Annotated in this window: 9 protein-coding genes; all 9 read right to left on the bottom strand. The window is 28.7% G+C overall.

Features of this window, described 5'->3' with window-relative positions; all coding sequences use genetic code 4:
* Positions 1 to 355: 355 nt before the first annotated feature.
* The 9 genes from JM47_RS03945 to JM47_RS01835 all read right to left on the bottom strand — a co-directional run bounded on the left by JM47_RS03945 (position 356) and on the right by JM47_RS01835 (position 12,225).
* The gene (locus JM47_RS03945; RefSeq protein WP_244870391.1) at positions 356 to 676 is read right to left on the bottom strand and encodes a hypothetical protein; all 321 of its coding nucleotides are present in this window, start codon (positions 674 to 676) and stop codon (positions 356 to 358) included.
* A 455-nt stretch (positions 677 to 1,131) separates the two neighbouring features.
* Positions 1,132 to 1,389 (bottom strand): hypothetical protein, encoded by a 258-nt coding sequence (locus JM47_RS01870; RefSeq protein WP_208895260.1) that lies wholly within the window; start codon positions 1,387 to 1,389, stop codon positions 1,132 to 1,134.
* A 312-nt stretch (positions 1,390 to 1,701) separates the two neighbouring features.
* On the bottom strand, positions 1,702 to 2,958 hold the full coding sequence (locus tag JM47_RS01865) for an amidohydrolase family protein (protein ID WP_208895259.1): 1,257 nt from the start codon (positions 2,956 to 2,958) through the stop codon (positions 1,702 to 1,704).
* A 429-nt stretch (positions 2,959 to 3,387) separates the two neighbouring features.
* Complete coding sequence (locus JM47_RS01860) at positions 3,388 to 5,505, bottom strand: ATP-dependent Clp protease ATP-binding subunit (protein WP_208895258.1); 2,118 nt, start codon at positions 5,503 to 5,505, stop codon at positions 3,388 to 3,390.
* A gap of 242 nt (positions 5,506 to 5,747) precedes the next feature.
* Positions 5,748 to 8,207: a hypothetical protein gene (locus tag JM47_RS01855; RefSeq protein WP_208895257.1), complete on the bottom strand. Its 2,460-nt coding sequence runs from the start codon at positions 8,205 to 8,207 to the stop codon at positions 5,748 to 5,750.
* Between the two features lie 368 nt (positions 8,208 to 8,575).
* Positions 8,576 to 9,343: a Nif3-like dinuclear metal center hexameric protein gene (locus JM47_RS01850; RefSeq protein WP_208895256.1), complete on the bottom strand. Its 768-nt coding sequence runs from the start codon at positions 9,341 to 9,343 to the stop codon at positions 8,576 to 8,578.
* Positions 9,334 to 10,002, bottom strand: coding sequence for a class I SAM-dependent methyltransferase (locus JM47_RS01845; RefSeq protein WP_208895255.1), 669 nt, complete (start codon positions 10,000 to 10,002; stop codon positions 9,334 to 9,336). Before JM47_RS01845 ends, JM47_RS01850 begins: the two co-directional genes overlap by 10 nt.
* A complete protein-coding gene (locus JM47_RS01840; protein ID WP_208895254.1) occupies positions 9,986 to 11,323 on the bottom strand; it encodes an RNA polymerase sigma factor in 1,338 nt (445 codons plus the stop codon). The genes JM47_RS01845 and JM47_RS01840 overlap by 17 nt, the downstream gene beginning before the upstream one ends.
* A gap of 62 nt (positions 11,324 to 11,385) precedes the next feature.
* On the bottom strand, positions 11,386 to 12,225 hold the full coding sequence (locus JM47_RS01835) for a phosphotransferase (protein WP_051749520.1): 840 nt from the start codon (positions 12,223 to 12,225) through the stop codon (positions 11,386 to 11,388).

Below are 12,225 nucleotides of genomic sequence, written 5' to 3'. Positions count from 1 at the left end.
TAGTAAATTATGTCTAAAATTCCTTTTATCACAGCTTGGATTTATTTGAAATATGAAGTGATTTTAGGATCTATTTCTTCGTTTTGCAAAAAAAAAAAAAAAAGGACTTTTTGGAAATGTTCCGTTTTAGGTTATTTGTATGGGTTTTGTTTTTACTGTCTATTGATCACTATTTAAACTTTATATTTTCTTCAATTAATCAATGGATTGCTCAAGAAATCTCAAATAAGTTTTATTTCTAGATATAACTTAATATTTAAATACTCAGTTATTAAAAAACTAGAACACACCATTTTTAGTGGTATGTTCTAAGTTTGTAAATTTTAACTATAAATATTTTATTTATTAAAAAGATTTATGCTTTTGGTTCAGTTGGTTTATTAGCTTCATCAATAGTGTTTGTTTCTACTTGTATTTGTTTTGTTGGTTCATTTAATAGATTTGTTTGTTTATGATCATTTCTATATCATGCATTATTGAGTTGATATTTGTATTCTGAAGAAATATTTTCATCAGGTAAATGATTGAATGTTTCTATTTTAAGTATAACCATTCCATCTTTTGTATCTTCAATTTTAATAGCATACACATCTTTTTTATCTTTAGTTGGATAACTTGCACTAGTTTGATCAAAAGTACCTATAAATCCACCGTTTTTGAAAACGTCAATTTGCAATCTTAATTGATTCTTTTCAACTAATTCAAATGTTTCTTTTGATGTTTTAAATTCAAACCTTAAATAGTATTTTTTATTTAAAAGAAAAGACTTAGCTGATATAGGTGTTAATTTATTTTTAATGATATGGTTTAATTTATCTTTATCTACTGCTTCTCTTGTAATTGTAATAACATCATCAACTTTGCTTGGATCAGTTACTTGATCAATTCTATTAAGAAATGATTGTTTTTCAGAGTCAGATAAATTAACTAGTTTATTAATTCTAGCTTTAGCTTGCTTTTTCTTGGTTCTTAAGTTTTCTTTTGCATTTTCTTCACGCTCACGTTTAAGTCTTAATGCTTCTTGTGCTGCAAATAAATTCTGTTGATCTTTAAGTTCAGCTTCATTAATAATAGAGTTAATTTCGCCTTCTTTAGAATAATGATTAATAGATTGGATACGATTAATGAAATCTATTTTTCATCAGCTAATAAATTAGCTAAGTTATTAATCTTTTCTTTAGCAGCTTCTTTTTTAGCTTCAAAAGCTTGCATTAATGCTATTTCTTCATTATTTTGATTATTTTCATTAGTTTGTTCAGTTGCTTTAGTTTGTATAATTGGTTCTTTTTTCGCTTTTGAACAAGCAATAGCTAAACTAGTACTTAATCCAACTAAAGCAACTAATCCAAACCCATAGTTAACTCATTTCTTACTCTTAAATTTCTTCATATTCTAACTAACCCCTTACTAGTGCAAACTGTTTAATCAAAACCTACATTTATAACTAAAACAATCTAATACAAATACTTTATTTAATTAATACTATATATTTTAATTATATTGATTATACGGATATGAAAGCTAATAAAAGTATTAATAACAAAAAAAACAAGAGATCTCACAATCTCTTGTTTGTAATGATTATTTATCGATTTGATTGATGTCTATAATGAATAAACAATAATTATTTTTTAATTGTTATTATCTTAATTAAGCATTAAAAACACTAACTAAATATTTAATAAATCTAAAGACAATATATTAGATTTCAACTTTTTTCTCAAATGTACTTGGTTTCTTTTTGAAAATGTATTCACCATTTCTAATAGATGCAATACATTCTACACGGTTACGTTGTGCTTCAAATACGTCTGGTGCATTTAATACGATGAAGTTAGCTGGTTTACCAGGATCAAAACCATATTCTTTTTCTAAGTTCATTAACTTAGCACCATTGTAAGTAATTAAATCAAAGTTACGTGGGAAGTCTTGTTCACGCATTAATTGAGTAATATGAATACCATTGTCAAGAATGTTCATTAAGTTTCCATTACCTGCAGGATATCATAAATCAATGATTGAGTCTTGAGCAAAAGCTACGTTAATGTTGTTGTCAACAAATTCAAGAACACGTGTTACACCACGACGTTTTGGATATGAGTCTTGACGTCCTTGTAAGAATACGTTTTCAGTTGGACAAGCTACAAAGTTAATTCCTGATTGTTTAAATAATCCCATCATTCTGAATGCGTATGCATCATTTACAGAACCAAATGAACATGTATGACTAGCTGTAGTAAGTTTTCCATATCCTTGTTTCATTGCTTCAGCATTTAATAATTCTAAGAAACGAGCGTGAGTATCATCAGTTTCATCACAGTGAACATCGATTAATCTGTTGTATTTAACAGCTAAACGAACACTTTCACGAACTGATTCTTCACCATAAGCGCGTGCTCATTCGTTGTGCGGAATACCCCCAACACAGTCTGCCCCTAATTTAAGAGCTTCTTCAACTAAATCACGACCAGTTTTTCCATCTTCTTCGTATGAGAACATACCATTTTGTGGGAACGCTACAACTTGGATTGTTACTTTGTCTTTAAGTTCATCACGAACTTCAAGAGCAGCACGAATACCTGTTAAATTAGCGTCCGTACAGTCTGTTTGAGCACGAATGTATTGAGTACCATAAGATAGACAGTCTTTAACAGCACTTCTAATACGTTCTTTCATTTGTTCTTTAGTTGTACGTTTTTTAAATGTATTTCAAATATCAATAGCTTCAAATAATGTACCTGTTTCATTTTTAACTTCATCAGTTTTTCCTGTGAAGTAGTAGTCTAAGTGTAAGTGTGAGTCTACATAAGGAGGAACAACTACACGTCCTTCTAAATCAATCACTTCATCAGCATCACCTAAATTTTTACCAAAAGCAACGAATTTGCCATTTTCTACAAGAATTTCTGACGCTTCAGGGCGTTTGTAAACATTTACATTAATAAATTTCTTTTTCATATAGACCTTTCATTGTATAGATATTTTATTTGTTTCTAGACAAACAAATAAAAGAGATAAGACATTTTTATTTAAGTAAAATAAATAATATTTTTCTTGATTTTTGAAAATAAATATATTATAATTATAAACATCTAACCAAGAGCTAACATTTTTAGCTATATGTTTTTGTATACTTAAACATCAATATTATAACAACTATAAACATCTAATATTAATAATTTCACTAAAAATATGTTTTAGTTGTTTTTAGTGTACTCTTGTATAAATTAATGTGTTATTTATTTGATCATTACTTTTATCTTTTTTAGATGTAAATAAGAACAAAACAAAATCTAATATACTACTTTTAAAAGCTATTAAGTTTTTAAAATATTAATAAAACAAAAACCACTCCGTTTTGTTTGGGTGGTTTTTTAGTTGTTTAAATTATTTAGCTAATTCAATTTGATCTTTTTTGTTGTTGTATTTAATTTTGTATGGATGGTTTTTAAGTACTTTTTCTTCTAAGATCATAACAGCTAATTGGTTTTCGATGTTTCTTGTGATTCATCGTTTTAGTGGTCTTGCTCCAAATGTATCTGAATAAGCTTGTTCAACCATACTATTAGCTATTGAATCATCAAAACTAATTTCATAATCCTGAGTACTTAAACGAACTTCTAGTTCTTTAAGTAGTTTCTTAGCAATTGATTTAACTACTTCTTCAGGAAGTTTGTTAAAAAAGATGATTTCATTGATTCGATTTAACATCTCAGGTCTAAATGTTTTATGTAAAGCTTCAAAAGCTTTGATCTTATCATTTTCTAATAAAGCTTTAGCTCCTACATTTGATGTCATAATGATGATTGTATTCTTAAAATTGATTTCATTGTTTTGTGAATCTTTTAATACTCCATCATCTAAGATTTGTAGTAATAGGTTTAAAACATCAGGGTGTGCTTTTTCAATTTCATCAAATAATAAAATACAATATGGTCTTCGTTTAACACTTTCAGTTAATAATCCAGCGTTTTCATAACCAATATACCCTGGAGGTGCACCAATTAGTTTAGAAACACTATGTTTTTCCATATACTCACTCATATCAAACTTAATAAGAGCTTTTTGTGAATCAAATAGTTCAATTGCTAATTGTTTAGCAAGTTCGGTTTTACCAACCCCAGTTGATCCTAAAAATAAGAATGAACCAATTGGTTGAGCAGGATTAGAAATACCAGCTCTTCCTCTAATAACTGCATTTGCAATTAATTCAACAGCTTCATCTTGTCCGATAATCTTTTCTAATAAACGATCTTTGATATGTAATAATTTATTTTTTTCATCTTTTAATAAATTATTTAATGGAATTCCTGTTGCACGTGAAATAACATCAGCTACTTCGTTCTCTGATAACGAATCAACAATTAGTTTGTGTTTTGATTGTTCACTATTTAATTTGATTTCTAACTCTTCTTTTTGTTTGTTTAATGCTGGTAAATCAGAGTATAGAAGTTTTGAAGCTTTTTCATATTTACCTTCTGATTGTAAGAACTCAATTTCATGAGTTGTTTGTTCAATTTTTTGACGAATATTAGTTAATTGATCAATTTGTTTCTTTTCAGCTAAATAAATATTATTAAGTTCATCAAATTGTTTTTGTTTTTGCTCAATTTGATCTTTGATACTAGCAAGTCGTTTTTGTGATTTTTCATCTTTTTCACTATCAAGAGCTGCTTTTTCAGTTTGTAGATGTTGTAGTTCTCGTTTGATTTCATCAAGTTCAAGGGGAGCTGAATTAATTTGGGTTTTAATTTTAGCAGCAGCTTCATCAATTAGATCGATTGCTTTATCTGGTAGGTTTCGATCATTAATATAACGTTCAGATAATTTAACTGCAGCAATTAGTGCACTATCATGGATCTTAATACCATGGAAAGCTTCTCAACGTGGTTTTAAACCACGCATAATAGTTAAAGCTTCTTGTTCAGTTGGTTTGTTTACTAATACTTTTGTAAATCGTCGTTCTAAAGCTTGATCTTTTTCAATGTATAGTCGATATTCATTTAATGTCGTTGCTCCAATGATCTTAATTTCTCCACGTGCCATCAATGGTTTTAAGATGTTAGCAACATCCATATTTGAACCACTATTTTTGCCTAATCCTACAATCTGGTGAATCTCATCAATAAATAAAATGATATCTCCATTAGATTTTTTAACTTCATTAATAATATTCTTTAATCGTTCTTCAAATTGACCTTGATAACTTGCTCCTGCAATTAAAGAAGAAAGAGATAGTTCAATAATTGTTTTATTTAATAAATTAGATGGAACATCTTTATGGACAATTCGATAAGCTAATCCCTCAATAATAGCTGTTTTACCAACCCCTGGTTCTCCAATTAATACAGGGTTATTTTTGGTTTTACGACTTAAGATTTCGATTGTTCTTCTAATTTCATCATCCCGCCCAATTACAGGATCAATTTTGTTATCTAAAATTTCTTGGTTTAAATTGCGACCAAAATCCGCTAATGAATTCAATCCTTTGTCTTTAAATTCCATATTTACCACCTTTTAGATTTAATAATATATTTTAGCACTCTTCAAGTGATATTGCTAAAAAATATAATTTAAATTATTACTTTAATAAGAATTTATTAAAAAACAAATAAATGAAATGTGATTTGTTGAATTAAGGATGGGTATAGGACACAAAAAGGAGCAAACAACGCTCCTTTTTTCTAGATTTACTATATGATTTACTTAAAATGAAAATGTTGATTAAAATCTAAATTTATAGATTATTAGCCGATACTAAATGGGTATTCGTCATCAAGAAGATTTTTACCATCTATTCAAATAGCTGTTAGTTTATGATTACCTTTTTGTGTTCAAAGATTATCTACACCTAAAACAAATCTATCACCGTCTGCTCTAAGATCTTTTACAAATTGATCATATTGATTAAAGCGACCTTCATCATCTATAAAGACAATTTTAATAAATTTTTCTTTTAGATTAATTGGTAATTTTTTATCACTCGTGTTGAATGAAATTCCAGTAATTTTATGACGATCATGCATTACTTCAACATTGTATAATACTGGGAAGTATGATGGATCATTAGTTTGATTAGGATCTTCACCTTCGCTTTTGCCACCGCTAGGTGGAACTTGCGCACTATGCCCATCAGCTTGATCAGGAGAGTTTGGTGTTACTTCTTCACCATCTTGCGGACTTGGTTTAAGAGTTGAAATATTTTCTGCACTAGATGGGCTTGATGGATCAGGTGCACTACTAGAACCTTGGCTTCCTGTAGAAGATGGTGAATCAGCAGGGCTAGCTTGTCCACTTGTGCTTGGAACTTGGTCTTTACTATTTTCACTAGTTTCAGGTGCAGTTTCTGATTTTCTTTGATTTGCAGGCGAACTATCACCTTGTTCTGCTGGACTTGGTGAACTACTTCCTACCGAACCTGAACCTGGAACAGTATTACTATTTGGATCAGAATTATTAGGTTTTGATTCTAATCCAGGTGTATGTTCAGCTTGACTGCTATCACTTGGCTCAGATGGTCTATTTTCTATTTCAGTATCTTTGTTTCCGTTTTTTCCATTGTCTGCACCATCTTGTGGTAATGGTGTTTCTGGACTTGGTTTAAGAGTTGGATCATGTTCTGAATTTGATGGACTTGATGAATCAGGCGTACCACTAGAACCTTGGCTTCCTGTAGATGACAGTGAATCAGCAGAGCCATCTTGTCCACTTGTGCTTGGAACTTGGTCTTTACTATTTTCAGTAGTTATTGATGATTCGTTATTAGCATCGCCTTTTGGATCTGCTTGTTGATTATTATTAGTTGCACCAGGTTTTGAATCTGAACTATCTGAATCTGTGCCAACACCAGGATTTATTTCATTATCTTTTGAAGAACCTTCACCCTTTTCAACATCACCATTATTAACTGTAGAGTCTGGTGCATTGTGTTCTATACTTGAATCAGAAGAATGAGAACCTTGATTAGCATTAGGTGTTCCTTGAGTTGATGAGTTGTCATTTTCACTAGGTTTTACTTCATTACCATTATTTCCATTAGTAGATGAACCACCATCAGTTGGTTTGCTATTTCCTTGTGTATTTAAATTTGGTTCTGTGCTTGAATCAGAAGGTTGTGCTTTTTGGTTGTTTCCTGGTTTAGATGAACTCTCATCAACATTTGGTTTTGTTTCTATTCCATCATTTTTATGAGTTGGTGAACCAACTTCTGATGAATTAGCATCATCTTGTCCACTTGAACTATCTTTACCACTTATATCACTTGAATTAGTTTCACTATCTGATGGATTTTTAGCATTTTGATTTATTGTATTAGATGGTTGTGATCCATCACTTCCGTTATTTTGTGAATCACTATCTTCTCCTGTTTTTTGTGAACCATCTTTTGGATTTTTAAGATCTTTGTTATCAACTAAACTTGAACTACTATCACCAATATCACTAGAGTTTTGGTTTTTACTATTTGATTGGTTTTTATTATTTTGAGCTTGATCACTATCTTTTATAGAACCATCATTTTTTGAATCTATATCCTTTTTATCTAATTTAGATGAAGTGTTAGGTTTTTCTACTGAACCTTGGTTATTATCATTTAAATTAGGTTCAGTAGGTTGATCGATTGGATCAGTTTGTGTTCCTACTGTTGCATATGAATTTTTAGAATTTGTATTATCTTTAGGTGTGTTTTGTAATCCTTTGTTATTTCTTTGATTTGTTGAATCACTACTTGTTGAATTAGCTTGAGTTGATTTATTTTTAGTTATATCATTTGGATTATTATTTGTGCTACTACTGGGTTTAGTTATATTTGTTGATGAACTTAAATTATTTCAATCTGTTTGTGTACTTACATCTTTAGTTATTTTTGAACTATTTGAATCTAAATCATTAAACTGATCGTTATTTGGATTGAGTTGATTAGTATCATTGTTGATATTATCATTATTCAAACCATTAAATGGTTTTGCTGGATCAATATTATCAATTTGTTTTTGGTTTGGATCTTTTGTTTGATCTTTGTTTAAATTTAAAGGATTTAAAATAGCATTGTTCTTTTCTTTTTCAATTTCTAAAATTGTTATTTTGTTATGGGGTTGCTCGTGTACTTTATTATTAAGTGTTAATACAATTGCAGTGATGATTCCTGAATGAACAAGCCCACTAATAAAACCTGAGATAATCGCTTTTTTAGTTCATAGCTTACTCATAAAATACCTTTCTAAATCATTCTTTTTATTACTCTTCTAAATGATTATTTAATTACTATAATTAAGTACTTTGATTTTAGTTATTTCCCTTCTCATCGGTGCACAAAAAAAAAAAAAAAAAGGACTTTTGTTGTATGTTCCTAATATAGAATTATTTATAGGTGTTTTTTAGGGTGTTTTTTAGTAAAAATTAAACTGGATTTGCTTCAAAAAACAAATTTAACAAAACTAACTAACTTCTAACTACTTCCTTTTAGTTTGCTTAATCTGTTAATTGCTCTTTAATTCATTATCTTTTTAATCATTTAAATAACAAAAAAACAACTATGCATATACATAGCTGTTTAATCATTTTAAATGGTTTTTAATTAGAAATATTTAAAGTCAATTGATAGTAATGTTTTGTGTAACTCTAATTTAGGAAATTGTTTGCTTAATAATTTTTCAAGTACATTAACAAACACAAATTCAGATGCATGGTGCATATCAACAACATTATACCCTTTTTCGATTGCATCAATTCAGTCGTGATATTTAAGATCTGCTGTTATAAATACATCTACATCATGATTTGCAAATACATAATCAGCAAACTCGATTCCAGCTCCAGCTACAATCGCAAATTTTTGTGTTCTTTTTAGTTTGAAATTATCAGTGTAAGTGATCATTGGTGACATGAATTTTTGTTTTAGATAACGGCATCAGTATTCAAGTGAAACTTCAATTTTAGTTTCTCCAGTTACAACAAATAAGTTATTTGGATCTTGTTTGATGTTAAGTAATTCAAGCATTTTTGCCATTTGCATATTCATTCCATCTTTTGCTTTATCAAAAGCAGTGTGAAGGTGAATTAATGCAATTCCACTTTTTTCTACTTCATCAATTAATTTTTGATTTACTCAAAATTGGTGTTCTTCTGTTAAATCTTCTGAACTAAAAAGTGGGTGATGGGTAATAATCACATTAGCATTTAATAATTTAGCTTCTTTAAGTACTTTTGAAGTTAATTCTAAAGCTAAATAAACACCAGTTACTTCATTATCATGGCTATAAAACAAACCGTTCTTGTCTCATGATTCTCCTAGTGATAAATCATATTTTTTTGATAACAAATCAAATATTTCACTTACTTTCATTGTGATAAGCACTCCTCAATGGCTTCTAATTCATTTCTAAGTTCACTACTAATCTTAAATTGATCAAGCGTTTGTAAATAATTTAATCGCTCTTTTAAGTATTGATGATATAGTTCATCTTTTGCAGCTAATAAAATACTACTTAAATGATAACCCTTTTTGATATCAGAAATACTATTAACATTAACTTTTTTAGCTAAAATCACAAAATAATAATGATTATTTTCAAATAAGATGTGTTCATTAATTATTTCAAACCCATTTGTTAATAAAAAAGCTCTTAGTAAATGGGTGTGTGAATTAGATTGTAAAATCCATTGTTGATTAGTTTTATGATTATTAAATTGTTGCATTATTTTAACAATGTTAAATGCACCCATTCCAGCAATCGTACAATAATCAAATTCTAAATCATCTAAATTTGATAATCCATCATTTAAGATATTATTAGTTTGATCTAATAAGTTGTAGTTTGATAAGTTTTTAATTCCATTAGCTAATGGTAAAGCATTGATTTCAATGTTTGTAATAAACTTAACTTTTTTAGATAATAATAAATTTATTCCTAATCAACTATGATCACTCCCTACATCAACAACATGATCGCAAGGTTTGATTAAAGTTGCTATTAAATCTAATCGTTTATTTTTCAGTTGCATCAATAAATGACCTTAGCTTAGCAGTTTTTGAAGGGTGTTTTAGTTTACGAATCGCTTTTGATTCTAATTGTCGAGCACGTTCTCTTGTAAAACCGTGCATCTCTCCAACTTCTTCTAATGTGTGTGGTCGTTCATATGGAGGAAGTCCATATCTAGCTTTAATGATCTCTTCTTCTTTTGGTAATAATACCTTTTTGAACATTTCATTAATTTGTTCATTTAAAGCTTTTTTCTCAGCATATTTTTCAGGAGATAAAATTTCATCATCTGAAATAAAATCTGAGAATTGTGATTCTTCATCGTGTCCAATTTGTTTATCTAAAGAAACAGGGTCAACATTTAGCTTTTTAATTTCAATTACTCTTTGAGCTGTAATTTGTTGGTCTTTTTGATCTTTTTTAGCAGCATTCTTGTTTAATAGTTGAGCAATCTCTTCTGCAGTTGGATCTCTTCCTAATTCTTGAATAAGTGTTCGTTCTGCTTTAGTTAGTTTATTAATTGTTTCAACCATATGCACAGGAATTCTTATTTGTCGAGCTTGATCTGCAATTGCTCTTGTAATTGATTGTCGAATTCATCAAGTTGCATATGTTGAGAACTTATGCCCTTTACTATGATCAAATTTCTCAATTGCTTTAAGTAATCCTGATGAACCTTCTTGAATTAAATCTTCTAAATCAAGTCCACGGTTTAAATACTTCTTAGCAATTGATGTAACAAGTCGCATATTTGAAGTATAAAGTTGGTTCTTTCCAATTCGTGCTAAAGCTTCATCCCCTGAGTTAACCATTTTTGCATACTCAACTTCTTCTTGGAACTTTAGCATTTTTGATTCTCCAAGTAGACCTAAATAAGCTTTAATTCCATCATCAACCTTTTCAGTTGTAGTTGAAGCAAATCCGATTTTAAAAGCACTAATTTCAACAGTGTCATCAATCCCGTACTCATCTTTTTTCCGTTGATTGTTTTTAACAGCATTAGTTCAATTCTCATCTAATTCAATTACTTTGATGTTATATTCATTAAGAACGTCAAAAACTTCTTTTCAGTGTGATTCAGTAAGTGGTAAGTGAGCAAAAGCTGCTTGTAATTTTGCAAAACGAATATCATTACGCACTCGTTTACGCTTAGAAATTTCTAAAATAATGTTAGCTAAAATTTCTTCTGGATCACTTGAATACCCATTTTTTAAGTTTCGACTCTCAAAGATCCCAGCTTCCATTTCAGATAAAGTAAATGAAAAACTGAAATCGTCCTTAAAACTTAAATTAACATTCTTTTTAACATCTTCAATCTGTAGATTTGAATCTAATTTCTTCATATAGACTCCTTGAACACAAGTATCTTTTTATTATATCATAAAACAGTTACTATTAATAGTAACTAAACTAATTCATTACTATCTTCTAAACTTGGTAGTTTTAAATACATTTGTAAATGAAACTTAGCTTGTTTTAAATGCTTAATAGCATAACGGTTTAAAAACTCAGCTTTAGCATATTCATAAGCATTAGCTGCTCATAAATAAGCATAAAAATTAACTAAGAATAAATAAGCATGAACAACATTTTCTTCTAGTTTATATTTTTCAATAAAAAACTGATACATTGGATAATGGTTTTCATAATCAAAATCACGTAAAAAATTAAAAACATCTCAGTGTTTTAAATTTAAACTAGCATATTCAAAATCAATCACTTGAAAGATTTTGTGTTTCTGATTAATTAAAATGTTGTGGTATGATAAATCATTATGAGCAACTACTAATTTCTTTTCTAATTTAGCTATTGTTAAATAAAGTTGTTTATAGTATGAAGCTAATTCTTTATTAGGAGCATATTTAATAAACTCTAAATAATCAAATGCTTTTAGATCACTAATTGTTTCTTTTTTAAGTTTTTGGAGTTGTGTTATAAAGTTTTTAACACTCATTAAACAAGCTTTATTAGTAGGGAAAGGGAAATCAATTACAATTGCTTTTGTAATTAGATTATGAGTAATTGGATCATAGTAGTATGGATACTTATAAAAATGAGTAAATAGTTCATATTCACTCTTAGTTGATTTTTTGTTTTTAATTCTTACATAATAATGTTCATTACAATGATTAATTAAATAAACATCATTTGTTCAAGCTTCTTTAATCTTTTTGTAAGATTTAAAAGCTTTTGTTTTATCTTCTATAAATAAGTCTAAGATTGGTTTTAGATTATGATCATTCAC

Origin of the sequence: Ureaplasma diversum (assembly GCF_000941095.1) — a bacterium.
GTDB lineage: Bacteria > Bacillota_I > Bacilli_A > Mycoplasmatales > Mycoplasmoidaceae > Ureaplasma > Ureaplasma diversum.
This window is presented reverse-complemented; position numbering and strand designations above follow the sequence as displayed.